We start from the raw sequence: 25,797 nt of genomic DNA on the forward strand, positions 1-25,797 counted from the left end.
CACGGTCGTAGGTTCGAGAGGATTCCCGACGCCCCCACAAGGAGCCAGCATGGACGCACCCCAGGACGGCGACCGCAGCACCCCTGAGGGAAACCGTCACGACACACCCGGCGCCGAGATGGGCTCCCGGCAGTTCAGCCGCAAGGCCGTGTTGCGCGCCGCGTTGGCTGCCGGAGTCGCGGTGCCGGCCGCCCTGCTCGGGGTCCCCGCGTTGGCCCGCACCGTCAACGCCAAGGGCGGCGCCGTCGTGCCGACGCCCTCGTGCCACGACGGCGACGAGCCGACCATTCCGCAGACGGAGGGCCCCTACTTCAAGCCGAACTCCCCGCTGCGCACCTCGCTGGTCGATCCCGGCACCGTCGGCACCCTGCTGAGCGTCACCGGTTACGTGTTCGGCCTTGCGTGCCTGCCGCTGCGCGACGTGCTGCTGGACTTCTGGCAGGCCGACGACAACGGCGCGTACGACAACTACGGCTACACCTTCCGGGGACACCAGTTCACCAACGCGCAGGGCATGTTCACGCTCAGCACCATCGTGCCCGGCCTCTACCCCGGCCGCACCAGGCACATCCACGTCAAGGTGCAGGCGCCGGGGCAGTCGATCCTCACCACCCAGCTGTACTTCCCGAACGAGCCGCGCAACAACACCGACTCGATCTTCGACCCCCGGCTGGTCATGACGGTCCGCGACGGGTCGGGCGGCCGCGAGGCCACGTTCGACTTCGTGCTGGACGTGCCGCAGACCGGCACCACCACCCCGACGACCCCGACCACGACCACCACGACGACCACCACCGGGCCCAACCCGCCCGGCGGCGGAAGCTGGGCGGCCGGCACCTCCTACGCGGCGGGCGACCGGGTCACCTATGGCGGGGTCGCCTATGTCTGCCTGCAAGGCCATGTGGCACAGACGGGCTGGGAACCGCCTGCCGTGCCGGCGTTGTGGCGGGTCGCCTGACCGTCAGGCGCGAGATTCGTCCGTCGATGGCGGCGGCGAACCACGACCGGCCGGGACGTCGAGCACAGCGGAGCCACGGTTGACGCGCGCGAGGCGCGCGCCGGCCGACGCGGCGTCGTCGCCCAGCTGACGGGCGACAGCCGTGGCGACTTGGCGGAGATCGCCACGTGGTCGCCAGGAGCGGCCGGGCGACGACGCGCTCGATGTCCCGGCCGGTCCTGGTGCCCTGCCGATCCTGCTGCACCGCCGGTCAGAACGGCGTGAAAACGCACTCGAACCCGCACTTCTTGCCCGGCCGATGGGTCGCGGCGACCCAGTACTCGCCGGGGCGGACCACCCCGCCGATGTACTCGTTGAGCTCGGCGCTGGCGTTCGCGGAGCCCACCTCGTTGGTCGGCGGGTTCTCGTAGCCGATCAGGAGTCGCACCCGCGCGGTCCGCCCGCTGACGAAGTACGCGGCCACGTACCCGAGCGAGGTGGCCTGGTAGACGGTGTCCATCGCCGCACGGAAGCGCGGCGCGGCGATGCCCGGCGCGGTGACACTCGACGCCGTAACACCGGGAGCGACCTGGCCGCGCAGCGCGTCCTCGGCGCGCGCCACCAGTTGGTTCAGGCGCTCCCGTTCGTCGGCCAGCGTCCCCACCAACCCGGTCAGCTGCGCCACCCGGCCTTCCAACTCCTCGACGCGGGCGCGCAGCGCCTCGTCCCCGGATCCATCCACTACGCGACCTCCAGTCAGACCGGCAGCCATCGGTCGAACCCTAGGAGGCACAAGGAATCCGCGGCGGACAGGGGTCGTGGCCGAGCACACGCCCGAACCTCCAGGGCGCGCTCGATCTGAATCCCCGACAACGGCGGCNNGCCGCCGTTGTCGGGGATTCAGCCGTGCCCGGTCAACCCGGTCACCGCGGCCTGATGCGGCCGGTCTGGTTCGTGCGCGGGCAAGGGTTCTCAAGCTGGTCACACGGCGGTAACATGCTCGCTTGAAAGAGATCGACAAATTGTCGCAAGAAACTGACACAACGAAGCTCATCATCGAACTCCGCCCTGAAATGCCATCGGGTACGCGGGTCTGATTTCGCACGCCCACTCCACCGTCGTTGTCCGTCGTCCGCGTCGTACCCCTGCTTTATCGATGTAGACAAAGGATCACCATGAGAAGAAGGCGCACCACAACAGGACTGATAGTCGCGACGCTGGTCGGCCTCGCGGTCGCGGCACCGCCGATCGTCGGCCTGGCACCGCCCGCATCCTCGGCCGGCTCGAACCCCGCGCCGCGCGACACCGCCGACGTCCCGGCCGCCGCGTCGCCGAACCTCGCACTCGGCCGGCCGGCGACGGCGAGCAGCCACACGCAGGACTACGTCCCAGGAAACGTCACGGACGGGAACCAGGCGAGCTACTGGGAGTCGACCAACAACGTGTTCCCGCAGTGGCTCCAGGTCGATCTCGGTTCCTCGGCCGGCGTGAACAAGCTGGTGTTGAAGCTCCCGACGGTCAACTGGGGTCCGCGCACCGAGACGCTGTCGATCCAGGGCAGCGTGGACAACACGAACTTCGCCACGATCCTCGCCTCGGCCGGCTACGCGTTCGACGGCTCGGCCAACACCGTCGCGATCAACGTCACCACCACGACGGCGCGATACCTGCGGCTGAACTTCACCGCCAACACGGGATGGCCGGCGGCGCAGCTCGCCGAACTGGAGGTGTACGGGCCGAGCGGCGGCGACACGCAGCCGCCGACCGCGCCGACCAACCTCGCGGTCACCACGCCGACCTCGGGGCAGGTAGCGCTGACCTGGGGCGCGTCGACCGACAACGTCGGCGTCACCTCGTATGCCATCTACCGCAACGGTTCTCTCGACACGACCGTCGACGGGACCACGCTAGGCCACACCGAGGTCCAGCCGGACAGCGCCACCGTGCAGTACTACGTGGTCGCGCTCGACGCCGCCGGCAACACCTCGCCGCCGAGCAACACCGTGACCCGACAGGGCAATGGCCCCCCGAGCACCAACCTCGCGCTCGGCAAGCCGGCCACCGGCACCGCGAACACCTACATCTACGTGCCGGGCAACGTCACCGACGGCGACCTGACCACCTACTTCGAGGGTTCGACCTACCCGAGCCAGGTCACCGTGCGGCTCGGCGCGAACGCCGACGTCTCCTCGGTCGTCGTCGCGCTCAACCCCGACCCGGTGTGGGGACCCCGCACCCAGACCATCGAGGTCCTCGGCCGGGAGCAGAACGCCTCCGGCGTCACCTCCATCGCCGCGCCGAGGAGCTACTCGTTCGACCCGGCCTCGGGCAACAAGGTCACCATCCCGGTGACCGCCAGGGTCGCCGACGTCGAACTCTCCATCACCAGTAACAGCGGCGCGCCCGGCGGGCAGGTCGCCGAACTCCAGGTGTTCGGCGTGCCGGCGCCCAACCCCGACCTCGCCGTCACGGGCTCCTCGTGGTCGCCGACCTCGCCGACCGAGACCGACCCGGTCACCCTCTCGGCGACGGTGCGCAACGTCGGCACTGCCGACGCGGCCGCCACCGACGTCAACTTCTACCTCGGCAACACCAAGGTCGGCACCGCGCCGGTCGACGCCATCGCGGCCGGCGCGTCCAGAACCGTCTCCGTGCAGGCGGTCGCGCAGAACGCGGGCAGCTACCAGTACACGGCGAAGGTCGACGAGTCCAAGAGCCTCATCGAGTTGAGCTACGCCAACAACAACTACACCAACCCCGCCGCGCTCGTGGTCGCGCCGGTGCAGAGTTCGGACCTGGTGGCGGCCGCGGTCGACTGGACGCCGAACAACCCGTCGCCCGGCAACACCGTGGCCTTCTCGGTGGCACTGAAGAACCAGGGCACCATCGCGTCGGCCGGCGGCTCGCACGGCATCACGCTCACGCTGGTCGACTCGGCCAACAACACCGTCAGCACGCTCACCGGCTCCTACGGCGGCGTCCTCGCGCCCGGCGCGAGCGCGGTCGTCGGCCTCGGCTCGTGGACCGCGGCCAACGGCAGGTTCACCGTGCGGACGGTCATTGCCGTCGACGCGAACGAGCTGCCCGTCAAGCAGGGCAACAACACCAGCAGCGCGTCGCTGTTCGTCGGACAGGGCGCGAACCTGCCCTACGGCAAGTACGAGGCCGAGGCGGGCGCGCTCGGCGGCGGCGCGGCGATCGTCGGACCGAACCGGACGATCGGCGACCTCGCCGGCGAGGCGTCCGGACGGCAGGCGGTGACGCTGAACAACACCGGCAGCCACGTCCAGTGGTCCTCACGGGAGCCGACCAACACGATCGTCGTGCGCTTCTCCATCCCGGACGCACCCGGCGGCGACGGCACCACCGCGACGCTCGACCTCTACGTCAACGACACGTTGGTGCAGCCGCTGAATCTGACCTCGCACTACGCCTGGCTGTACGGAGCGGAGACGGGCCCAGGCAACTCGCCGAGCGCTGGCGCTCCCCGGCACATCTACGACGAGGCGAGCTTCCTGCTGCCGGCGTCCTACCCGGCGGGCAGCGTCATCAAGCTCCAGAAGGACGCGGCCAACACCTCGCAGTACGCGATCGACTTCATGGAACTGGAGCAGGCAACGCCGATCGCGAACCCGAACCCCGCCAGCTACCTCACCCCGGCCGGATTCGGGCAGCAGGACGTGCAGAACGCGCTGGACAAGGTCAGGATGGACACCACGGGCGCCTACACGGGCGTCTACCTGCCGGCCGGCCAGTACCAGACGTCGAGCAAGTTCCAGGTGTACGGCAAGGCGGTGCGGATCGTCGGAGCCGGGCCGTGGTTCACGCAGTTCAGCTCGCCGTCCGGGCAGTCGGACACGGACGACGGCTTCTCCGTCTCCGCCACGGCGAACGGCTCGACACTGCGCGGGTTCGCGTTCTTCGGCAACTACACGTCCCGCATCGACGGGCCCGGCAAGGTCTTCGACCTCACCGACGTGGCGAACCTGACGATCGACGACATCTGGGTCGAGCACACGGTGTGCGCCATCTGGGGCACGCACGTCAGCGGCCTCAACGTCGCGGACCTACGGATTCGCGACACCTTCGCGGACGGCATCAACTTCACCAACGGGTCGCAGAACAACACGGTCGACAACTCCGAGGCGCGGTCGACCGGCGACGACAGCTTCGCGATCTTCGCCGCGCAGGACCACAACTCGGCGGACCTGACCGGCAACACGTTCAAGAACCTGACGTCGCTGCTGCCGTGGCGCGCGGCCAGCTTCGCGATCTACGGCGGCGACGGCAACACCTTCGAGAACCTGTACTCGGCGGACACGCTGACGTACTCGGGCCTGACGCTCAGCTCGCTGAACTTCAACTACCCGTTCCAGGGTTTCGGGGCCAACCCGAAGACCGTCGTCAGGAACATCTCGCTGGTGCGGGACGGCGGCCACTTCTGGAACGGGCAGGTGTTCGGCGCGATCTGGGTGTTCTCCGCGACCCAGCCGTTCCAGGGCCTGCGGATCACCGACGCGACGATCACCGATCCGACCTACTCCGGGATCATGTTCCAGACGGACTACGTGGGCGGCACGGCGCAGAACCCCGTGCAGGACACCATCTTCACCAACACCACGATCACCGGAGCACGGCAGAGCGGCGACCAGTTCGACGCGAAGTCGGGCTACGGCATCTGGGCCAACCCGCTGCCCGAGCCCAACCAGGGTCCCGCGGTCGGCTCGGTGACGTTCAACGGCCTGACCGAACGCGACAATCACGTGGACATCCAGAACACGACCACGACGTTCACCATCACGGTGAACTGACCAGCACGACGGCGTGCTCCGCCGGGTCGATCGCCGACCCGGCGGAGTACACCGACACCGCCCTCGGCCTTAGCCGGGCAGCCGCCAGAGCTGGTTGGGGTTGCCGGAACAGTCGAAGATGATCAGCTTGGTGCCGTCGGCGCTACCGCCGCCGCTGGCGTCGAGGCACCGGCCGGAGACCGGGTTGAGCAGCGTGCCGTTGGACTGCGGCTGCCACTGCTGGTTCGCGCCGCCGTTGCAGTCCCACAACTGGACGGCGGCGCCGTTCGCCGTGCCCGCCCACGCCACGTCCATGCACTTGCCCATGGACTGGATCGTCCCGTCGGCCGAGGCGGTCCAGGTCTGGTTGGACTGCTGGTTGCAGGTCCACAGCTCCAACTGGGTGCCGCTGGTGTTGCCGCCGCCGGTCACGTCGACGCACTTGCCGCCGATGCCGGTGATCGCGCCGGTCGGCCGGTAGTCCGTGGCGAACGCGGCCCGGCCGACGACGCCTGCCTGGTGCGAGGTGGCGAAGAAGCCGGCGTCCTGGCCGGCCGCCGCGCCCGGCACCGTGGCCGAGCCGACCGTCACCCAGGTGCTGCCGTCCGCCGAGTAGGCGCCGGTGTAGGTGTTTCCGCTGCGGCTGAGCCGAAGCCAGGACGGATACGCGGCGCTGCCGACCGACGCGCTGGTGCTGTCCAGGTAACCGTTCCCGTCGCTGTCCCACTGGAGCACGTAGCCGTGCTCCGGGGTGGCCGCCAGCACCACGTAACCGGGCGAGGAACCCGCCGAGGAGATGCTGTTGCGCACCATGATGCCGGCCTTGGCCCACGGATCGGTCGGCTGCTGGGCTGTGAGCCGCACGGTCGTGCTCGAACCGTCACCGAAGACGCCGGCCTGGTAGGTGGCCTGGTACTGGTCGACCCCGGTCCACGCGTCGGCGCCGCTGCCCGACAGCGTGAGGTGGTCGGCGGACTGAGCGAAGCCGGCCTGGCCGCCGGAACTGTAGGTGCGGTAGGGGGCGCTCACCGCCGACCCGCCGCCGGACACCCGGTACATCGCCGCGCCGTGCGCCGGCACGGTGGCGCTGATCGACCCGGTGGTGGAGCCGTTCTGGTGGCTCCACAGGTCCCTGAGCCCGTAGCTGGCGGCCGGCGCGACCCCGGCTGCCGCGGCGGTGGTGGCGATCGTCGCCGCCGCGCCGCCCGTGTTCACCAGCAGCACGGCCGCGTCGCCGTTGGCCAGCGGCTTGGTGAGCACGGAGGTCGACCCGCCCGTGGCGATCACGTGGCCCTGCGCGCCGAGGGAGTCCTGGTCGACACCGATGACGTCCTGGTTGAGGTAGATCGCCAGCGTCGCCGCGCTCGCCTTGCGCAGGTCGGTGCCGGCGATCAGCGGCGCGGCCATCTCCGCCCAGAGGCTGAAGTGCGTGCGGTACTCGGTGTCGGTCATGCCGCCGTTGCCGACCTCCAGCATGTCCGGGTCGTTCCACGCGCCCGGCGCGGCGTGCTGGTACAGCGGCGCGTTCTGCCCGAAGATCGAGGCGACCGAGCCCCAGTTGTCGCTGATGTCACCGGTGGTGCGCCACAGGTTCCCGGTGGCTGGTCCCCAGTTCCACGGGCCGGCCTCGCCCCAGTTGCAGATGCTGTAGCCGATGGTCCGGCCGGTGGCCCGCAGCGCGTCCCGCATCGCCGTGTACCGCTGGGTGGCGCTGACGCCCTGGTTGTTGCAGTTGTCGTACTTGAGGTAGTCGACCTGCCAGGACGCGAACAGCGCCGCGTCCTGGGTCTCGTGGCCGAGGCTGCCGGGATAGGACTGGCAGGTCAGGGTTCCCGCGCTTTCGTAGATGCCGAGCTTGAGCCCCCTGGCGTGCACGTAGTCGGCGACGGCGGTGATGCCGTGCGGGAACTTGACCGGGTCGGGCACGAGGTTGCCGTTGCCGTCGCGGTTCCTGGCCATCCAGCAGTCGTCGATGTTGACGTAGGTGTACCCGGCGTCGCGCATCCCGTTGGACACCAAGGTGTCCGCGGTCTGGGTGACCAGTTGCTCGTCGACTCCGCACCCGAACGCGTTCCAGTCGTTCCAGCCCATCGGCGGCGTGTTGGCGAGCGTGTTGGGCAGTGCGTCGGCCACGGGCGCCCCGACCAGCGTGAGTTGGGTCAGGGCCGCGGCGACCAACGCGGCCAACGACAGGGCGATCCCTCTTCGTCTCATACTGTTCCCTCCGGTCGGCAGGAAGCATGCGGCGTGCTGATCGGGTTGGCAGGTTCCAGCGCCGGTTGAGCCTGCCGGTGCAGTCCCAACGGATCGGTGTGTCGGCTGCCGTAGCTGGTCGCGTGCGGGGCGGGTTACCCGGCGGTCGGCGCTGAGGTTAACTCCGCATTAATTCGCACACAAGACTCAACTTGCGATCAGAGTTAAACAAGAATCCTCACCAGAGGCGTGCTGGGCGAGGTTTCGAGCGGTGCGGATGCTCAGTCCTGTTCGATGGCCGTCCCGACCTCGGTGAACCCGCGCACCGCGGCGAGCCGGTCGGCCTCGGCCTCGACCGCGGCGCGGCCGGCGCGGGACAGCCGCGCGAACGGCCGCACGCTGACGTCGAGGCGCCTGCGCCCGCTGCCCTTGCTGCGCCAGGTGCCGGCGATCTCCCCGTTGTGCAGCAGCGCGCCAGGATTGCCGAGCACTCGCCAGACTTCCTTCTGTAGCAACGGATCCGGCACGAGCGTGCCGCGGTCGCGCGCCTGGAGGAACGGGTCGAGCGGCGGCAGCAGCCTGGTGAGCTCCGGCGCCTCGGCCCGCCGCAGCGCGGCCACCTCGGCGTCGGGCAGCCACGCGCGCCGGCCGTCCACCCGGACCTCGACCAGATCGGCCGGCCACGCCGGCCGGACCTCGGCCTGCGACGTGCCGAGGTAGCCGGCGAACTCGGCCGGGGTGGCCGGACCGTGCAGCCGCAGATAGGCGTCCGCGACGGCCGACGCGCCCGCCGCCTGCTCGGGCACCGGTGGCCGGTTCTCCAGCGGGGTCAGCAGCAGCGGCGAGCTGCCCGGCCGGTGCCGCACCCCGGCCGGCAGGCCGACCTGCTGGAGAATCCCGCCGTACACATGGGTCGCGCCGCAGCCCCGGCACTGGTAGGAGTACGCGTCGGGCAGCGCCGCCGTCACCGCCGCGCTGACCTCGCCCTTCGGTGTCGGCCCCGAGACCGCAGCGCGCAGCGCCGTCGCCACGGCCGTGAACGCCTCGACGCCGCCGACACCGGCCGCCTTCAGCGCCGAGCGCTCCGTGCTGAGACGTGCCATCGCGTCCGCGTCGCCGCGCGGCCACAGGGCCGCGCTCAGCGCAGCCAGATCGTCCCGCCGGTGCAGGTGTGGTGCCCCGCGAAACGACCACAGCAACGCGAGCGGCCCGTCCTCGGCGACGGGATCCCCGGCCGCCGTGGCGGGCAGCCGGGCGGCCAGCGCGACCGAGGCGGAGCCCCTGGTGTCCTGCACCCCGAGGTCGAGGACGGCGAGCTCGGTCGCGGTCGGCGTCCGCCGGTCGAAGCCGTGCGCCGCGATCCGATACGCCACAACCTGTGCGCGGGTCACCTCGAAGACCATGCGGGCAGTGTGCATCATCGGTTCCTGACCCGCGCGACCATCCGGCGCGCCGCGCGGTTGACCTCAAGCCAGGTCGAAGTTGAACACTGGTCGCAGACGTTGTGATCAGGGAGGAACCATGGCCATCGACCCGACCGGAGTGCTCGACGAGGCGTACGAACGCCTGCACCGCACGGGACCGGAGTTCGACGGCTGGCTGAGCAACCACGGCCCGATGGCGGTCGAGGCGATGACCAGGGCCGGCCAGGGCGAGTCCGTGCACCACTGGCTGGACGACTACGTCCGGCGGCTGGACGATCTTCCCAAGGCCCGCGAGCCGATCGTCGGATGGCGCGAGGCGCTCGGCGACGAACGCCGCATCGGCGACTGGATCGAGCTGTTCACCAGGGAACTCGCCGAGGCCCCGTGGCGGGAGGTGCTGGCGAGCTGGTGGCCGAGGCTGCTGCCCGGCATCGTGGCGGGGGCGACCCACGGCGTCATCCGGGTCGGCCACGCGGTGCGCGTGCTGCTCGACCAGGAGCCGACCGAGCCGAGGATCGCCGAGCTCGCGCACGGGCTCGGCTACTGGGCGGCGCGCTGGCAGCTCCTGCCGTGCGTGCTGGAACCGGCCGGCCGGCTGCCGGTGTCCGTTGCGCTGGAGGAGATTCCGCGCATCGCCGACCAGACGGGCGGCATCGTGGCGCGGGTCGGCCGACTGGCCGGCCTGGACGGTTGGTCCACCGCGCTCGCCGCTCTGCGCGTCCCGTCCGGCATCGACGACGCGCGGACCCTGCTGACCGAACTGGTGGACACCGCGACGCTGCGCTATCGCACGCACGGCCACGGATCCGGGGTCATGCTGGTGCACGCGGTCACCGCGCCCAACGCCGTGCTGCGCACCTTGCCAGCGCTGCCCCGCAACCTGTGGGGGCAGAGCATGGCGGCGGCGTGGGCCGCCAGCGCGGCGGTGACCTCGGTCTACGCGCCGGCGACGGCCGCCGAGGAGTCGACCCTGCCGACCGGGCCCGACGGGCCGGACGCCGCCGCCGAGACCATGGCGCGGGCCGTCCGACACGGCGACGAGCACGCGATCAAGTTCGCCGACACCGCGGTGGACACCTATGCCAGGACGGGCGATCCGCGCGCCCTCGCGGCGGCGACGCGCGCCACGCAGCTGATCGAACCCCTTGCGTGACGCGGCTCGACACGGCGAGACCAGTCGCCGCCCGGATCGGGCACTCCGTCAGTTCCACGGCTATTCCAAGCGCGGCGGCACATTCCGGATGCCCGAGTGGACGTTCGGTGGAAATGCGACGCGCGGAGTCGGGAATACGGCCGTGACGCACGGCGAAAACGTTGTGCGGCCTTTCGCCATGGCGAACGTCCGCGTCGTCAGACCGTCGGGCTCGCCCACTCGGTGCGGCCGGTCTGGTCGTGTGTCCGATGGGGATCGGCCGCGCGCGAGCGCGCCTTCGCGCCCCTGCCGGTGGTGCCGAGGTCGCCGCGCATGGCCTCCTGCACGTTGCGGACCCGGTTCTTCACCAAGCTCATTCGGTCGGACATGTCGCGCTCGGCGCGGTCGGACGGGTCGAGCGGCTTGGCCGCGATCAGGTCGTACACCATGTCGTTGAGGCAGTCGTGCGCCTCCTGGCCCGCCTTCACGACCGGGCTGGAGCCGACGATCTTGATCGCGGCCAGGGTGTCGACGCAGTCCGCGAGAATCGCGATGGGCTTCTTCAGGTCGAGGTCCCGGCGCAGCTCGAACTGCGCCATCGCGAGGCCGACCGACCGCGTGCACTTGTCGATCAACGCCAGATAGCGCGCGTACAACTCGAGCCGCTGCTGCGACCAACGGGCGCGGTCCTCGTACTCCCAGTGCAGGTGATCGTGTCGAATGTCCTGCTCACGTCGTTGGCTCTCGCGCCACGCGTTGATCAACTGCGCGCCCACAATGCTGATGGCGGCGAGGACTGCGATGAGAAGCGGCATCCAGAGCGACTCTTGTCCCGATGGCACGGCAAACAAGATAGCGACGACCGAAACCCCGTCTCATTTGGGTGATGGCCTGGTTTTCGTGTTACTGCGACGGTATCTTCCCGCGCCCGGTACCTGTTCGAGTATTCAGGTAAAAGGTGTCCACGGATCGGAAAGCCCTTTTTCGCGCCGATTGACCGCTTTATCCGACGCGACTGTGGCACGACCGCGACGCGAGCGCCGCGCGGTGCGGTGGCCACCAGGGGAGTGCCGCCGGGGGAGTGCCGCCAACGTCTCGGTCGCCGGGATGTGACAGCAATTGTATAAGGGCTGTTATGATCCCCGGATGGTCGAAGGCGGCACGCCGGACCGGTTCGGACTGGCCGAGGGCAGCGCATGGCGATAGGGCACGCGCTCATCGACCTGACTCCGCTGCGGTCGTCGCCGGCGTTCCGGCGGCTGTGGATCGGCCGGGCGTTCTCCGGGTTCGGCGGCCAGCTGACGCTGGTCGCGGTGATGTTCCAGGTCTGGCACGCGACCGGCAGCACCGTCTGGACGGGTGCCGTCGGGCTGGCCCAGGCGGTGCCGTTGATCGTGTTCGGGCTGTTCGCCGGCGCGGCCATCGACCGCGTCGACCGGCGGAAGTTCTACCTGGTGACCACCGTCGGCCAGGCGGTGTGCGCGATTCTCCTTGCGGTGCAAGGGTTCTTCGGGCAACTACCGGTGATCGCGGTGCTGCTGCTCGTCGCCGTGCAGTCCTGCTTCGTCGCCGGTGGCGGCCCGGCGGCGCGCACCTTCCTTCCTCGGCTGCTGCCCGGCGACCAACTGGCGGCCGGGTTGGCGTTGAACCGGATCGCGTTCCAGGGCGCCATGTTGCTGGGGCCGGCGCTGGGTGGGCTGCTCCTTGGCTGGTTGGGCGTCGGCGGCTGCTACCTACTCGACGCGATCACGTTCGTCCTGGCGTTCTACGGCGCGTTCGGGCTGCCGCCGATGCGCCCCGACGGCGAAGTGTCCCGTCCCGGCCTGCACGGGGTGCTGGACGGTCTGACGTTCCTGGTGCGCAGCCCCGTGGTGCGCGGCGCGCTGCTCACCGACCTGGCCACCACGGTGCTGTCGATGCCGATCAGCCTGTTTCCGTTGGTCAACGCCGAGCGCTTCGGGAACAACCCGCGCACTCTCGGGCTGTTCCTGTCGGCCATGGCGGTCGGCGGGGTGCTCGCGTCGGTCTGGTCGGGGGTGTTCACCAGAATGGCCCGCCCAGGCCTGGTGATGCTCTGCGGATCGGCCACCTGGGGTGTGGCGCTCGCCCTGTTCGGCATCGCGCCGAACCCGTGGCTCGGGTTGGCCTTCCTGGTGTTGGCGGGCGCGGCCGACACCGTCTCGGTGGTGTCCCGGGGCACGATCGTGCAGCTGCACACCCCGGACGCGCTGCGGGGCAGGGTGGCCGCCGCCGAACAGATCGTCGGGCAGGCCGGCCCGGACCTCGGCAACCTGCGCGGCGGCCTGGTCGCCGGCGCGACGTCGGGACTGGTCGCGCTGGTGAGCGGTGGCCTGCTGTGCGTGGCGGCGGTCGCGCTGGTCGGCGCGAGCATCCCTGGGCTGCGCCGGTTCTCCACTGCGGCGTCCGCGCAGAGCCGGTGACCGCGCGGGTCTCGTCCGGGCGACGTCGGCACCGGTAATGACCAGTAGTGCGTGTTAATGCTCTGTTCAGGTCAATTCCGTGCAGGTATTGACAGTGCGGGCCGGTCTGCGGTGTCCTCATTACCGGTTAGTCAGTTGAGGTCGCCGTCCCGCCCTGTGAGCGCAAGGACACCGCCGATGACTCTGCTACGCACCCCGATCCGCCTGCTCGCCGCGTTGGCGGTGGCTCTCGCGGGCACGGCGGTCGCCGCCGCCTCGCCGGCCGCCGCCGTCAACGCGACGCCAACCACCATCCCCGCCCTCCAACAGTGGACCGGCGGCACCGGCGCCTACACCTTCGGCGCCGCAACGAGAATCGTGCGCGCCACCGGCGACGCGGCGGCACTCCAGGCGACCAGTCAGACGCTGGCCGAGGACCTGACCGCGCTGTCGGGGTTCACCATCGCCCAGGTCACCGGCAGCACCGCCGACCTGACGCCGGGCGACATCTATCTCGGCCTCGGTTCGACCGACACCGGCCTCGGCGCCGAGGGCTACCAGCTCGCGATCACCGACCGGGTGGCCGTCACCGCGCGCGCCGACGCTGGCGCGTTCGCCGGCACCCGCACCCTGTTGCAGCTGCTGCACCAGGGTTACGCCGTGCCGCAGGGCAGCGCGCGGGACTGGCCCGCCTATGCCCAGCGTGGCCTGATGGTGGACGACGGGCGGAAGTTCTTCACGCCAGCCTGGCTGCGCAACCACATCCGCGAGCTGGCCTACCTCAAGCTCAACTACCTGCACCTGCACCTGTCCGACAACCTGGGCTTCCGGATCCAGAGCGACACCCATCCCGAGATCGTGTCGGCCGACCATCTGTCCAAAAAGGACGTCGCCGACCTGGTCGCGTTGGCCGCCAGGTACCACGTGACGATCGTGCCCGAGATCGACATGCCGGGACACATGGACACGATCCTGGCCGCACACCAGGACCTCCGGCTCGTCGGCAGCGACGGCACGGTGAACAACGGCTACATCGACCTGGCGAAGGACGCCTCGTACACCCTGATGAAGGACCTCATCACCGAGTACCTGCCGCTGTTTCCCGGCCCCTACTGGCACATCGGCGCGGACGAGTACGTCACCAACTACGGCAACTACCCGCAGATGCTGACCTACGCGCGCGCCCACTACGGCGCGTCGGCGAACGCCAAGGACACCTACCTTGGCTTCGTGAACTGGGCGGACGGCGTGGTCCGCGCAGGCGGCAAGACCACCCGCGCCTGGAACGACGGCCTGTATGGCGGCAGCGCGGTCACCGTGCACCCCGAGGTGGTCGTCGAGTTCTGGACGAACTCAGGGCTCTCGCCGCAGCAGCACGTCGACAACGGCCACGAGATCATGAACGCCAGCTGGGATCCGACCTACTACGTGCTCGGCGGCGCGAAGCCCAACGTCACGTGGGGCTACGAGACCTGGAACCCCACCGTCTTCCAGGGCAACCAGACGCTGACGGCGGCGGGCCGCGCCAAGGATCTCGGCGCGAAGCTGCACGTGTGGTGCGACAATCCGAACGCCGAGACCGAGGACACCGTCGCCGCCGGCATCAAGGATCCGCTGCGGATGCTCGCTCAGCAGACCTGGGGCTCGCCCAAGCTCGCCGCCACCTACAGCGCCTTCCAGGGCGTGATCGCGAGCGTCGGTCGCAACCCCGCGTGGCCGACCGCCGCGCAGCCGGGCAACCTGGCCGCGAACCGACCGGTCACCGTGTCGAGCACCGAGACGCCGAACTTCCCTGGCGCCAACGCCGTCGACGGCGACTACGGCACCAGGTGGTCCAGCGCCTACGCCGATCCCCAGTGGCTCCAGGTCGACCTCGGCACGACCAGGTCGATCGGGCGGGTGAAGTTGACCTGGGAGACCGCCTACGGCAAGGCGTACCAACTCCAGACCTCGGCCGACGCGACGAACTGGACGACGATCTACCAGACGTCCACCGGCGTCGGCGGCGTCGAGGACCTGACCGGGCTGACCGGTTCCGGCCGCTACGTGCGGATGCTCGGCACCGCGCGCGGCACCACCTACGGCTACTCGCTCTACGAGTTCGAGGTCTACGCGCCCGGCTCGACGCCGGGGCCGGTGGCCTCGGGCCAGACCTACACCATCGGCAACCTCGGCTCGGGCAAGGTTGTGGACGACCCGGCCAGTTCCACCGCCACCGGCACGCAGTTGATCCAGTGGGCCAGGCACGGCGGACCCAACCAACAGTGGAAGGCCACCGGGAATCCCGACGGCAGCTTCTCGTTCACCAACGTCGCCAGCGGACTGTGCATGGACGTCAACGGCGGCTCGACCGCGTCCGGCGCGGCGATCATCCAGTGGACCTGCCACGGGGGAGACAACCAGCGGTGGCTGGTCACCTCGGGCTCGGCCGGCGTCACGGTCACGGGCAAGGCAAGCGGGCTGACGCTCACGGTGGGCGGTGTCGCGGACGGGGACCCGCTGACCCAGGCCACCGACACTGGAAGCGGCGCGCAGCGCTGGACCTTCACCCAGGTGTGAGGACCGGGCGCGCGACGCCGGACAGTCCGGCGTCGCGCGCCGACACCCGTCAGCAGTCGACGAGTTCCGGGCTCTGGTTGAGCAACTGGCCCCTTGGCGACACGAACGCGCGGTAGGCGGCGCCGTCGACGGCCGACGGGCGGAACGCGCCGACCTTGTGGCAGTTCTGGAACGCGAGCCGCACGCCGAAGTGCCGCTCGAGGCCGCCCCGGATGGCGTCGGAGGCCAAGGCGCGCAACAACTGTCCGCGATCCGGCTCGCTCGGCGGCGGCGTCGCGTCGGCGGCGAACTCCTCGGCGCCCGCGTCGAGGTCGGCCACCACCCGGCTGATCACCTCCCACGCGTAGGGCAGGGACTCGCGCACGCAGTCGACGAACTCCGCGTCGTCGACCTCGCCCCGCTCGGCCTTGTCGAGCAGGGCGGTCGGCACGGTAAGGGACATGGTCGGTACCTCCTGGTGTGTTGGGGTTTCCGGTCAGTTGGGGACGGGCGCGTGGCCCGAGCGCGACAGCGCGTCGGGACTGATGACGAAGTCGGGGTCGACCTGGTCTGCGAGGTCGGCGCCCGCGCGGTCGTTGCCCCAGGCGCGCGCGTTGCGCAGGTGGAACTCGACCGCCTGGCGCTGATAGGTCGGCCAGTCCTTGTCCGTCGCCTCGGCCAGCGCGCACATCGCGGCCAGGGCCGCCCGGTTCGCCTGCTCCAGCCGGCCGATCGGCCGGACCTCGCCGCGTTCGGCGGCGCGCACGTGGTCCGACCGGCCGAGCCAGGTGAGCAGGTCGTCGCCGACGCGGTCGCGCAGGAACTCGAGATCCCGTTCGTCGCTGACCTTGTTGCCCACCACGGCGATCCGCACGCCGAAGTCCCTGGCGTGGTCGAGGTACTGACGGTACACCGCGACGCTGCGGACGGTGGGCTCGCAGACCAGGAACGTGACGTCGAACCGGGTGAACAGCCCGGAGGCGAAGGAGTCCGCGCCCGCGGTCATGTCGACGACGACGTACTCGCCGTCGCCGTCGACCAGGTGGTTGAGCAACAGTTCGACCGCGCCGACCTTCGAGTGGTAGCAGGCCACGCCGAGGTCCCGTTCGGCGAACGGGCCGGTGACGGCGAGCCGCGCGCCGCCGACCTCGCGCACGCAGGCCCGGTAGACCGGGTTGTCCTCGGCCACCCGCAGCAGGCGGGAGCCCGCGCCAGGCGGGGTGGTCTTGATCATCGCGTCGGCGGAGGCGATCCGGGGATTGGCGCCGCGCAGGTGGTCCTTGATGAGCGGCAGGTGCGCGCCGAGTGCCGGCAGCGCGGCGGCCTCGTCCTCGGTCGCGCCGAGCGCGACGGCGAGGTGCTGGTTGATGTCGGCGTCCAGGGCCAGCACGGGACGCCGCTGGTCGGCGAGGTGGCTGATCAGGAGGGAGGCGAGTGTGGTCTTGCCGCTGCCTCCCTTGCCGACGAAGGCGATCTTCACGGTCGGGGGCTCCAACGGTTCGTGGCCCGGCGGGGTCCGGGCGAGATCAGGTCACAACGAGGAAACGGTTTTCGTTAGCAGTAGGACCCTACCTTGTATCGGTAACCGTTTTCACTTAGCGTCCCCGACACGCCCGCACCGTGGCGTCGTCGAACTGAGGGCGTGTCGCCCTCGTGGAAGGACACTGTCGTGAGGAAAGCCCTGTCTGCCGCTCGGTTCCGAGGACGCGGCCTGATCGCCGCCGCCGGCGCGGCCGCCGTGATCACCGCGGTGAGCGGGTGCGCGACCTCAGCCCCGGCGTCGACGGGCGCGAGCAGCGCCGCCGGGTCGACCACGAAGATCGCCGTCGTGGCCGCGGAGAACTTCTGGGGCAGCATCGCCACCCAGCTCGGCGGCGACCACGCCACGGTCACCAGCATCATCAGCAACCCCGACACCGACCCGCACTCCTACGAGGCCACCCCCGCCGACGGGCGCACGGTCGCCTCCGCGCAGTACGCGATCGTCAACGGCATCGGCTACGACGCCTGGGCGCCGAAGCTGATCGCCGCCAACCCCAACGACAAGCGCACCGTCCGCACCGTCGGCGACCTGGTCGGCGTGCAGGAGGGCGGCAACCCGCACCAGTGGTACTCGCCGGAGAGCGTGCGCAAGGTCGTCGACGCGATCACGGCCGACTACCAGAAGATCGACCCGGCCGACGCGGCCTACTTCGACAAGCAGAAGCAGGACTTCGAGAACAAGGCCCTCGACCGCTACACCAAGCTCATCGCGGAGATCAAGGCGAAGTACGCCGACACCCCGATCGGCGCGTCCGAGTCCATCGTCACGCCGCTGGCCGAGGGCCTCGGCCTCAAGCTGCTGACGCCGGAGAAGTTCCTGGACGCCATCAGCGAGGGCACCGATCCGACGGCGGCGGACAAGGCCACCGTGGACCAGCAGATCTCCGGCAAGCAGATCAAGATCTACGTGTACAACAGCCAGAACTCCACCCCGGACGTCAAGGCCCAGGTCGACGCCGCCACCGCAGCCGGCATCCAGGTGGCCACGGTGACCGAGACGCTGGCCCCGGCCACCGCGACCTTCCAGGACTGGCAGGCCACCCAGTTGCAGGGCATCGAGCAGGCCCTGGCCAAGGCGACTGGCAAGTGAGTCTGCGCCAAGGCGAGCGGGCGGTGGGCGGCGACAGCCCGCCGCCCGCCCGGCCGCCCGACGCGGCGATCCGGCTGCGGGGCGCGGCGGTCCGGCTGCGGGGCGCGGCGGTCCGGCTCGGCGGCCGGACCGTGTGGTCCGGCGTCGACCTCACCGTCGGCGCCGGCGAGTTCGTCGCCCTGCTCGGCCCCAACGGCGCGGGCAAGTCCACCCTGGTCAAGGTCCTCCTCGGGCTGCTTCCCCTGACAGCAGGGGAGATCAGCGTGCTCGGGGCCCGACCCGGCCGAGGGAACCACCGCGTCGGCTACCTGCCGCAGCGGCGCAGTTTCGACGCGGCACTGCGGATCCGGGGTGTCGACGTCGTGCGGCTCGGCCTGGACGGCGACCGCTGGGGCGTCCCGCTGCCAGCCTTCCTCGCGCCGAGGGCGCGGCGGCGCGCGGCCGAGGACCGGATCGCCGAGGTGATCGACCTGGTCGGCGCGACGGCCTACGCTGCACGGCCCATCGGCGCGCTCTCCGGCGGCGAACAGCAGCGGCTGCTCATCGCGCAGGCCCTGGTGCGCAGGCCCGACCTGCTGCTGCTCGACGAGCCGCTGGACAGCCTCGACCTGCCCAACCAGAGCGCCGTCGCCGCGCTGGTCGCGAGAATCTGCCGCAGCGAAAGGGTTTCCGTGGTGATGGTCGCGCACGACGTCAACCCGATCCTGGGCTACCTCGACCGCGTGGCCTACCTGGCCCACGGCGGCGCGGCCACCGGCACCCCGGAGGAGGTCATCACCGGAGCCACCCTCAGTCGCCTCTACGACACGCCGATCGAGGTGCTGCGGACCTCCGACGGCCGGCTGGTCGTGGTCGGCCAGCCGGAGGCCCCCGCGAGGCACACCGACCGGCACGGCGGCGACCCGAGGGGCGACACCCGATGACGCCGAGCTGGAACCTGGTCGCCGACCTGCGGGACCTGTGGTCCTACCCGTTCATGGTCAACGCCTTCCGCGCCGGCACGATCGTCGCCGTGCTGGCCGGCGCGATGGGCTGGTTCATGGTGCTGCGCCGCCAGTCCTTCGCAGGCCACACGCTGGCGGTCGTCGGATTTCCCGGCGCGGCGGGCGCGACGCTGCTCGGCGTCGCCGCGACGTTCGGCTACTTCGCGTTCTGCGTCGCCGCCGCGCTGGTGATCGCCGCGCTGCCGTTCGGGGCCGGCGGCCACGGCCAGGAGTCCGCGGTGACCGGCACCGTGCAGGCGTTCGCGCTCGCCTGCGGATTCCTGTTCGTGGCGCTGTACAAGGGTTTCCTGTCCGGCATGAACACCATGCTGTTCGGCAGCTTCCTCGGCGTCACGACCACGCAGGTGGTGGTGCTGCTGGTGATCGCGGCCGCGGCGCTGGCGGTGCTGACGCTGATCGGCCGCCCGTTGCTGTTCGCCTCGATCGACCCCGACGTGGCCGCCGCCCGGGGCGTGCCGGTGCGGGCGCTGTCGGTGGTGTTCCTGGTGCTGCTCGGTTGCGCCGCGGCGGAGGCCAGCCAGATCACCGGCACGCTGCTGGTGTTCGCGCTGTTGGTGATGCCGGCGGCCACCGCGCAGGCGCTCACGGCGAACCCGCGCTGGAGCCTGCCGCTGACGATCGTCATCGGCCTCGCGGCGACCTGGCTCGGGCTCGGCGTGTCCTACTACACCTCCGGTCCGCTCGGGTTCTACGTGACCACCTTCGCCTTCGGCGGGTACGCGATTACCCGGCTTGCCGGGCTTGCCAGGTTTGCCGGACTGACCGCGCGGGGTGCGGCATGACGGCGCTGCCGGAGTTCCTGCGCCACGCGCTGCTGGCCGGCACCGCGATCGCCGCGGCGGCCGGGCTGGTCGGCTACTTCCTGGTGCTGCGGGCGCAGGTGTTCACCGGGGACGCGCTGAGCCACGTCGCGTTCACCGGGGCGCTGGCCGCGTTGGCGTTCGGCGTCGACCCTCGGATCGGCCTGTTCGCCGCGACGATCGCGCTGGCGCTGCTGATGGGCGCGCTCGGGCGCAGGGGGCGCGCCGACGACGTGGTGATCGGCAGCGTCTTCGCCTGGATCCTCGGCCTCGGCGTGCTCTTCCTGACGATCTACACGACCTCCCGCAGCACCGCCAACGGCACTGCGGGTGTCACCGTGCTGTTCGGCTCGATCTTCGGTCTGTCCGCCGACCAGGCCACGGTGTCGGCGGTGATCGCGGTGGCGATCTGCGTCGCCGTGCTCGCGTTGGCCAGGCCGCTGCTGTTCGCCAGCATCGACGAGGCGGTGGCCAGGGCGCGCGGCGTGCCGGTGCGGCTGCTCGGCTTCGGCTTCCTCGCGCTGGTCGGCGCGGCGACCGCCGAGGCGACCCAGGCGGTCGGCGCGTTGCTGCTGCTGGGTCTGCTCGCCGCGCCGGCCGGCGCCGCGCAGCGGCTGACCGCCCGGCCGTTCGTCGCGCTCGCCCTGTCCGGTGCGCTGGCGGTGGGGGAGCTGTGGGCCGGCCTCGGCCTGTCCTACGCCGTCGGCTCGCTGCCGCCGAGCTTCGCGATCCTCGCCGTGGCGACCGGGGTCTACGCGGTCGTGTGCGCTGCGACCGCGCGGAGGGGCCGGTCGCTGAAGTCAACCTGAACGAATTCGGCTCCGTCCCGTGGTTTCAGGCCGCGCTCAGGCGGCGGCGACACCGTTGGTGACGACCGGCGGTGCGCCGGCTTCGATCGTGGGACCGAGGAGCAACCTGTGGATGCGACAACACGCCGACCGAGCCGCGGCAGGATCGCGCGAGTGGCCGGTGCCGCGCTGACCGTCGGTGGTCTCGTGTTGGCTCTCACCGCGTGCGGGAGCTCGTCCGGCGCGTCCGGGGCGAGCTCGACGCCGCCGTCACCGTCGTCGAGCAAGGGCAAGTCCGGCAAGCACGGCGCCACCGGGGTGACCGGCCAGGTCACCGCCGAGAACGGCGACAGCTGGACCGTCACCACCAAGGCGGGCAAGCAGTTCACGGTCGCCATCACGCCGCAGACCCAGTTCGGCACCAAGCAGCAGCCAGGCACCAAGGACCAGTTCCCGGTCGGGACCGCAGTGCGGGTCGCCGGACAGGTGAGCGGCACGACGGTGACCGCGTCGCGGGTCGCCCCGCCTGCCCCGCCCAAGACCTCCACGAGCGCGTCGCCGACCACCACGACGTCCTGACGAGGGGTGGGGCCGCGCCGGGCACGGAGCCCGGCGCGGCCTCGGCGGATGTCAGTGCTGGACGGACGTGCTGACCGAGAAGTCCGCGAAATAGGCGTGCACCGTGGACTTCGGGCCCCACGAGGTGTCGTGGCCGCCGAAGAACGTGGAGAAGAAGACGCCGGAGAACGGGATGGTCGAGATGCCGGCGGTCTTGGCGTTGAGCACCTGCTTCCCGTCGTACCAGACGGTGACCTGCTGGGCCTTCCGGTCGACCTGCTGTTCGATGGCGTGCCAGCCGCCGTCCGCGGCGAAGTGCCACGAGCCGAGGCCGAGGTCGACGCCGTAGCCGGTCGGGCCGGACGTGGTCGGCGAGTAGAAGTAGACCTCGCCGGGGTTTCCGCCGCGCCACATGTAGCGGGTCGAGAAGCCGCCGCAGTGGTTTCCGCCGCTCTCGCAGCCGATCGCGCCGCCGTAGAGGCCGGGCAGCTTGCCGGCCTTGCCCCAGTCGTAGTTGGTCGGGAACTTGACGTAGTACTTGAGGTCCAACGTCTGCGCCGACTTCAGCTCGGGATGGTTGACCTGCCCGAAGTCGGTGTAGAACTGGCCGCCGCCAGGGTTGGGGCAGTTGGAGCAGGAGTTCGCCGAGGATCCCTTGCCGTAGGTGACGTCCAGGACCGGCCCGGCCGGCGACGCCGGGTCCGCGGCGGCCTTGAGGTCCTTGAAGCCCCAGGTGCCCTTGCTGGCCTCGCCCCAGGCCTTCGACCAGGTCGAGGACGGGAAGCCGGCGAACGTGCCGGACCAGGCCGGCGCCGCGGCGTGCGTGGACGTGTCGGATGCGGTGGGGGCGGCCACCGCCGAGGTCGCGGCGGCACCGAGCAGGCACAGGGCCGCCGTGGCCGCGAGCGCGACGCTCCGAACGAAGGTAGCTGTCATTGCTGGCTCTCCTTGCCAGGTGCGCGCGGCCGCAGTGCCGCGTTGGCAGGAGAAAATGGGCTGCCCCACGGCAATCGACTGGCTGAGACCGCGCGTTGCTGTCGGCAACGGCCGCCCCCAACGTGGAGGGTGGCCGCCTGGCGGGGCGTGTCCACCTTGGCGGAGCCGGGCGGACGCGTCAAGCACGCAGATGGGTCAGAGCGGGCGATGCATGATGTGCAGTCCCACGAAGCCGTGCACCGGATGGTCGAACCCCTCCGGCAGCGTGCCGAGCACGGCGAAACCAAGCGACCTCCACAGCGCGACGGCCCTGGTGTTGGTCTCCACCACCGCGTTGAACTGCATGGCGCGGTAGCCCGCCGCCCTCGCCCAGTCCAGGGCGTACTCGCCGAGCGCGCGCCCGACGCCCCGGCCCGAGTGCGCCGGTGCCACCATGAAGCTCGCGCTCGCGACGTGCGCGCCGGGGCCCGCCTGGTTGGGGTTCATCTTCGCGGTGCCCAGCACGACGCCGGCCGCGTCGACGGCGATGACCGTGTGCCCCGGCGGTTCGAGCAGCCAGATCGAGCGTGCCCGGTCCTCGGTGAGGTCTCGGTCGTAGGTGTAGGTCTCGCCGGCCGCGACGATGTCGTGCAGGAACGGCCAGATCGCCGGCCAGTCCTCGACGCGCACGGGTCTGATCTGCATGACAGCCAGCATGACCGCCGGTCACGCCGCACCGCGACCGGATTTCGGTGCCGTGCGACCGGATTTCGCGCGGTGCCTCGGTCAGCCTTCCCTCGCCGACTCGACCTGCCCGGCCGACGCGCCGGGCGAACCACGCCGGACCGACTCGAGCAGCAGCTGCGACACGTCCCGCACCTCGACGTTGGTGGCCACCGCCTCGCTCTGCCGTTGGTCAAGGCCGTCGGTGAGCATGACCCGGCAGAACGGGCAGCCGGTGACGATGGTCTCGGCCTCGGTGGCGATGGCTTCGTCGACCCGCTCCAGGTTGATCCGCTTGCCGATCTTCTCCTCCATCCACATCCGCGCGCCGCCGGCTCCGCAGCACAGCGACCGGTCCGCGTGCCGAGGCATCTCGGCGAGCGTGGCCCCGGCGAGGTCGACCAGTTCGCGCGGCGGCTCGTAGACCTTGTTGTGCCGGCCCAGATAGCAGGGATCGTGGTAGGTCACGGTCGGCCCCTCGGCGCCGGCCACCGGCTTGACCGGGGTCAGCGCGCCGACCCGCACCAGCCGGTTCAGCAGCTGCGTGTGGTGCACGACCTCGTAGTGCCCTGCCAACTGCGGATACTCCCGGCCGAGAGTGTTCATGCAGTGCGGGCAGGTCGTCACGATCTTGCGCTGGTTCGGTTCGCGGCCCTCGAACACCGCGTTCAGCGTCTCCACCGTCTGCTGCGCCATCATCTGGAACAGGAACTCGTTGCCGGAGCGCCGCGCCGGGTCGCCGGTGCAGGTTTCCTCCATGCCGAGCACCACGTAGTTCACGCCGGCCAGGTGCAGCAGTTCCGCCGTGGCCCGCACGGTCTTGCGCGCGCTGTCCTCGAACGCGCCGGCGCAACCCACCCACAGCACGTACTCGACGTCCTCGGCGAGCGCGCCGTCGAACACCGGCACCTCGAAGTCGAGGTCCTTGGCCCAGTCGAGCCGCCCCGCGTTGTTCTGTCCCCACGGGTTGCCCTTGTTCTCCAGGTTGCGGAACAGGGTGCCGAGCTCGCTTGGGAACTCCGACTCGATCATCACCTGGTAGCGCCGCAGGTCCACGATGTGGTCGACGTGCTCGATGTCCACCGGGCACTGCTCGACGCATGCGCCGCAGGTGGTGCAGGACCACAGGACCTCGGGATCGATCACCCCGCCGACCTCCGCCGTGCCGACCAGCGGGCGGGCCGCCTGGTCCGGTCCTGAGCCGGGCACCCGACCGAATCCGGACTCGGGCACGCCGTGCCCGCCGCCCGGCACGATGTCGACGCTGCCCTCCTCGGGCGTGGGGACACTGTCGATGAGGTACGGAGCCTTGGCGAACAGGTGGTCCCGCAGATCCATGATGACCAGCTTGGGGGACAACGGTTTCCCGGTGTTCCAGGCGGGACACTGGCTCTGACACCGGCCGCACTCGGTGCAGGTGGCGAAGTCCAGCATGCCCTTCCAGGTGAAGTCCTCGATCTTGCCCCGCCCGAAGACGTCGTCCTCGCCAGGATCGTCGAAGTCGATCGGCTTGCCGTGCGACTCCATCGGCAGCAGCGGACCGAGGGCGTCCGGCAGCCGCTTGGTGGTGACGTTCAGCGGTGCCACGAAGATGTGCAGGTGCTTGGAGTGCAGCACCAGCACCAGGAAACCGACGATGACGCCGATGTTGCCGAGCAGGAACACCGTCTCGACGACGGAGTTCGCGGTCGCGCCCAGCCCGGCGAGCGGCTTTGCCAGCAGCCAGGAGGCGAATGGCCAACCGCTGTCGCCGAACGGGAAGTGCCCGGTGTTGACCTGTGCGGCCCGGTACAGCAACAGGGTCACCATGACGCTCGCGATCATCGCGAGCACCAGCCAGGCAGGGCCGGTGTGCGAGCCGTAGAACCGGGACGCCCGCTCCTTGCGCTGCGGCGCGTTGCGCACCCGGATCACCGCGAACGTCGCGAGGCCGGCGAGCACGCCGACGGTGAACAGGTCCTCGAGGAAGCCAAGCCACGGCTGCCGCCCGAACCACCAGAACGCGAAGTCGGGGGTGAACAACGCGCCCCACGCCTCGACGATGGTGAACAGCAGCACCACGAATCCCCAGAACGTGACGAAGTGCGCGACGCCGGGCACCGACCAGCGCAGCAGCCTGCGCTGGCCGAACACCTCGCGCAGCTGCGCCGCAGCCCGCGCGCCGATGGCATCCGTTCGGCCGCCGGTCGGCTGACCGGAACGGATCAGCCGGAACAGCCACCATGCGCGCCTGCCAGCCAGGCCGAGCCCGACGATGGTCAACAGCAGGCCGAGAACCAACCGAACCAACACGAGCCCTCCGCGTCCGGTAACAGGTGTGCGTCAGTGCGAGCGTCCGTAATAGCGGCACGCCTTGATGGCGTAGCGCATCGTCCGAACCCGCCAGTACTTCTGGTAGAGCGCGGTGCCGCGCGGCAACCCGAGCGTCAGGTCTCCGCCGGCCGACGGGTCGCCCTCGTCGTACCGCTCGGTGGCCCAGCCGAGCCGAGCCCGCCGCAGGGCCATCCCGCTGGACGCGAGGCCGCCGGGATCCGGCGGCGGATCGTTGCAGAACCGGTGCCGCAGCTGGAGATTGGGCAGCCCGCCCTCGGTCACGCCGGCGACGCCGCCCTCGTGGTCGACGACCGCGCGCCCCGGATGATCGTGCGCGCCGGTCAGCCGAACCGGGAGTCCACAGTGGACGCACGGATAGCCGACGCGGCTGCGGAAGGCCTGCCGCCGGTCCGCCTGGGTCGACGGATCCCTCGGGGTACCTGGGCCGCGCCCGAACGCGCCTCGATCGGCGCCCGCGACCGCGTCGCCCGCCCGGCGAACCCGCCATCTCATAGCTGGGCCTCCTCCGCCGGTGTGATCGACGCCACTTCGAGGAGGCTAGTGAGGGTATTCGTCGGGGCGCCAGAGGCCGAGTGGCCCATACACTCCCATGGCGCAACGGAACGTTCC

Annotated in this window: 20 protein-coding genes; 10 read left to right on the forward strand and 10 right to left on the reverse strand. The window is 70.7% G+C overall.

Annotation, left to right across the window (positions count from 1 at the left end):
- Nucleotides 1-118 precede the first annotated feature (118 nt).
- Nucleotides 119-958 carry a dioxygenase family protein gene (locus F0L68_RS02130; RefSeq protein ID WP_223198426.1) on the forward strand — a complete coding sequence of 280 codons (840 nt, stop codon included), beginning with the start codon at nt 119-121 and terminating at the stop codon, nt 956-958.
- A gap of 250 nt (nt 959-1,208) precedes the next feature.
- Here the strand turns inward: F0L68_RS02130 and F0L68_RS02135 are convergent, their stop codons facing one another.
- Nucleotides 1,209-1,679, reverse strand: coding sequence for a bZIP transcription factor (locus F0L68_RS02135; protein WP_149847664.1), 471 nt, complete (start codon nt 1,677-1,679; stop codon nt 1,209-1,211).
- Between the two features lie 433 nt (nt 1,680-2,112).
- On the opposite strand from F0L68_RS02135, the gene F0L68_RS02140 reads away from it, so the two are divergent.
- Nucleotides 2,113-5,748: a galactose-binding domain-containing protein gene (locus F0L68_RS02140; protein WP_149847665.1), complete on the forward strand. Its 3,636-nt coding sequence runs from the start codon at nt 2,113-2,115 to the stop codon at nt 5,746-5,748.
- Between the two features lie 69 nt (nt 5,749-5,817).
- Here F0L68_RS02140 and F0L68_RS02145 read toward each other — a convergent pair whose 3' ends face one another.
- Entirely contained in the window at nt 5,818-7,941 is a 2,124-nt protein-coding gene (locus F0L68_RS02145; protein ID WP_149847666.1) for a ricin-type beta-trefoil lectin domain protein, read from the reverse strand.
- Between the two features lie 260 nt (nt 7,942-8,201).
- Nucleotides 8,202-9,323, reverse strand: a complete 1,122-nt coding sequence (locus F0L68_RS02150; protein ID WP_223198418.1) for a winged helix DNA-binding domain-containing protein — start codon at nt 9,321-9,323, stop codon at nt 8,202-8,204.
- A gap of 118 nt (nt 9,324-9,441) precedes the next feature.
- On the opposite strand from F0L68_RS02150, the gene F0L68_RS02155 reads away from it, so the two are divergent.
- A complete protein-coding gene (locus F0L68_RS02155; RefSeq protein WP_149847668.1) occupies nt 9,442-10,497 on the forward strand; it encodes a questin oxidase family protein in 1,056 nt (351 codons plus the stop codon).
- Nucleotides 10,498-10,694: 197 nt separating this feature from the next.
- Here F0L68_RS02155 and F0L68_RS02160 read toward each other — a convergent pair whose 3' ends face one another.
- Nucleotides 10,695-11,291 carry a hypothetical protein gene (locus F0L68_RS02160; protein ID WP_149847669.1) on the reverse strand — a complete coding sequence of 199 codons (597 nt, stop codon included), beginning with the start codon at nt 11,289-11,291 and terminating at the stop codon, nt 10,695-10,697.
- Nucleotides 11,292-11,672: 381 nt separating this feature from the next.
- Here F0L68_RS02160 and F0L68_RS02165 point away from each other — a divergent pair, with 381 nt between their 5' ends.
- Complete coding sequence (locus F0L68_RS02165; RefSeq protein WP_149847670.1) at nt 11,673-12,917, forward strand: MFS transporter; 1,245 nt, start codon at nt 11,673-11,675, stop codon at nt 12,915-12,917.
- Between the two features lie 177 nt (nt 12,918-13,094).
- A complete protein-coding gene (locus F0L68_RS02170) occupies nt 13,095-15,455 on the forward strand; it encodes a family 20 glycosylhydrolase (RefSeq protein ID WP_188316343.1) in 2,361 nt (786 codons plus the stop codon).
- A 49-nt stretch (nt 15,456-15,504) separates the two neighbouring features.
- Here F0L68_RS02170 and F0L68_RS02175 read toward each other — a convergent pair whose 3' ends face one another.
- Nucleotides 15,505-15,897, reverse strand: a complete 393-nt coding sequence (locus F0L68_RS02175) for an SCO5389 family protein (protein ID WP_149847672.1) — start codon at nt 15,895-15,897, stop codon at nt 15,505-15,507.
- A 33-nt stretch (nt 15,898-15,930) separates the two neighbouring features.
- Nucleotides 15,931-16,914 (reverse strand): ATP-binding protein, encoded by a 984-nt coding sequence (locus F0L68_RS02180; protein WP_149847673.1) that lies wholly within the window; start codon nt 16,912-16,914, stop codon nt 15,931-15,933.
- A gap of 189 nt (nt 16,915-17,103) precedes the next feature.
- On the opposite strand from F0L68_RS02180, the gene F0L68_RS02185 reads away from it, so the two are divergent.
- From F0L68_RS02185 to F0L68_RS02205, 5 genes are all read left to right on the forward strand, one after another.
- On the forward strand, nt 17,104-18,066 hold the full coding sequence (locus F0L68_RS02185) for a metal ABC transporter solute-binding protein, Zn/Mn family (RefSeq protein ID WP_149847674.1): 963 nt from the start codon (nt 17,104-17,106) through the stop codon (nt 18,064-18,066).
- Nucleotides 18,063-18,989 carry a metal ABC transporter ATP-binding protein gene (locus F0L68_RS02190; RefSeq protein WP_223198419.1) on the forward strand — a complete coding sequence of 309 codons (927 nt, stop codon included), beginning with the start codon at nt 18,063-18,065 and terminating at the stop codon, nt 18,987-18,989. The genes F0L68_RS02185 and F0L68_RS02190 overlap by 4 nt, the downstream gene beginning before the upstream one ends.
- Nucleotides 18,986-19,852 (forward strand): metal ABC transporter permease, encoded by an 867-nt coding sequence (locus F0L68_RS02195; protein ID WP_149847675.1) that lies wholly within the window; start codon nt 18,986-18,988, stop codon nt 19,850-19,852. Before F0L68_RS02190 ends, F0L68_RS02195 begins: the two co-directional genes overlap by 4 nt.
- A complete protein-coding gene (locus tag F0L68_RS02200; RefSeq protein WP_149847676.1) occupies nt 19,849-20,679 on the forward strand; it encodes a metal ABC transporter permease in 831 nt (276 codons plus the stop codon). Before F0L68_RS02195 ends, F0L68_RS02200 begins: the two co-directional genes overlap by 4 nt.
- Before the next feature lie 108 nt (nt 20,680-20,787).
- Nucleotides 20,788-21,237, forward strand: a complete 450-nt coding sequence (locus tag F0L68_RS02205) for a DUF5666 domain-containing protein (protein ID WP_149847677.1) — start codon at nt 20,788-20,790, stop codon at nt 21,235-21,237.
- 51 nt (nt 21,238-21,288) lie between these two features.
- Here the strand turns inward: F0L68_RS02205 and F0L68_RS02210 are convergent, their stop codons facing one another.
- The 4 genes from F0L68_RS02210 to F0L68_RS02225 all read right to left on the reverse strand — a co-directional run bounded on the left by F0L68_RS02210 (nt 21,289) and on the right by F0L68_RS02225 (nt 25,680).
- Nucleotides 21,289-22,152 carry a polysaccharide lyase gene (locus tag F0L68_RS02210; RefSeq protein ID WP_223198420.1) on the reverse strand — a complete coding sequence of 288 codons (864 nt, stop codon included), beginning with the start codon at nt 22,150-22,152 and terminating at the stop codon, nt 21,289-21,291.
- A gap of 195 nt (nt 22,153-22,347) precedes the next feature.
- Nucleotides 22,348-22,836 (reverse strand): GNAT family N-acetyltransferase, encoded by a 489-nt coding sequence (locus F0L68_RS02215; RefSeq protein WP_188316344.1) that lies wholly within the window; start codon nt 22,834-22,836, stop codon nt 22,348-22,350.
- An 81-nt stretch (nt 22,837-22,917) separates the two neighbouring features.
- A complete protein-coding gene (locus F0L68_RS02220; RefSeq protein WP_149847679.1) occupies nt 22,918-25,146 on the reverse strand; it encodes a (Fe-S)-binding protein in 2,229 nt (742 codons plus the stop codon).
- A gap of 30 nt (nt 25,147-25,176) precedes the next feature.
- Nucleotides 25,177-25,680, reverse strand: coding sequence for a hypothetical protein (locus tag F0L68_RS02225; RefSeq protein WP_149847680.1), 504 nt, complete (start codon nt 25,678-25,680; stop codon nt 25,177-25,179).
- Nucleotides 25,681-25,797 lie beyond the last annotated feature (117 nt).

The sequence above is a fragment of the Solihabitans fulvus genome, from assembly GCF_008386585.1.
Lineage (GTDB): Bacteria > Actinomycetota > Actinomycetes > Mycobacteriales > Pseudonocardiaceae > Solihabitans > Solihabitans fulvus.

What these genes read in the sequence shown, in the direction of transcription:
- F0L68_RS02130 (WP_223198426.1), top strand. Translation starts at nt 119, where the DNA reads ATGGGCTCCCGGCAGTTCAGCCGCAAGGCCGTGTTGCGCGCCGCGTTG.
- F0L68_RS02140 (WP_149847665.1), top strand. Translation starts at nt 2,113, where the DNA reads ATGAGAAGAAGGCGCACCACAACAGGACTGATAGTCGCGACGCTGGTC.
- F0L68_RS02145 (WP_149847666.1), bottom strand. Translation starts at nt 7,941, where the DNA reads ATGAGACGAAGAGGGATCGCCCTGTCGTTGGCCGCGTTGGTCGCCGCG.
- F0L68_RS02150 (WP_223198418.1), bottom strand. Translation starts at nt 9,323, where the DNA reads ATGGTCTTCGAGGTGACCCGCGCACAGGTTGTGGCGTATCGGATCGCG.
- F0L68_RS02155 (WP_149847668.1), top strand. Translation starts at nt 9,442, where the DNA reads ATGGCCATCGACCCGACCGGAGTGCTCGACGAGGCGTACGAACGCCTG.
- F0L68_RS02160 (WP_149847669.1), bottom strand. Translation starts at nt 11,291, where the DNA reads ATGCCGCTTCTCATCGCAGTCCTCGCCGCCATCAGCATTGTGGGCGCG.
- F0L68_RS02165 (WP_149847670.1), top strand. Translation starts at nt 11,673, where the DNA reads ATGGCGATAGGGCACGCGCTCATCGACCTGACTCCGCTGCGGTCGTCG.
- F0L68_RS02170 (WP_188316343.1), top strand. Translation starts at nt 13,095, where the DNA reads ATGACTCTGCTACGCACCCCGATCCGCCTGCTCGCCGCGTTGGCGGTG.
- F0L68_RS02175 (WP_149847672.1), bottom strand. Translation starts at nt 15,897, where the DNA reads ATGTCCCTTACCGTGCCGACCGCCCTGCTCGACAAGGCCGAGCGGGGC.
- F0L68_RS02195 (WP_149847675.1), top strand. Translation starts at nt 18,986, where the DNA reads ATGACGCCGAGCTGGAACCTGGTCGCCGACCTGCGGGACCTGTGGTCC.
- F0L68_RS02200 (WP_149847676.1), top strand. Translation starts at nt 19,849, where the DNA reads ATGACGGCGCTGCCGGAGTTCCTGCGCCACGCGCTGCTGGCCGGCACC.
- F0L68_RS02210 (WP_223198420.1), bottom strand. Translation starts at nt 22,152, where the DNA reads ATGACAGCTACCTTCGTTCGGAGCGTCGCGCTCGCGGCCACGGCGGCC.
- F0L68_RS02215 (WP_188316344.1), bottom strand. Translation starts at nt 22,836, where the DNA reads ATGCAGATCAGACCCGTGCGCGTCGAGGACTGGCCGGCGATCTGGCCG.
- F0L68_RS02225 (WP_149847680.1), bottom strand. Translation starts at nt 25,680, where the DNA reads ATGAGATGGCGGGTTCGCCGGGCGGGCGACGCGGTCGCGGGCGCCGAT.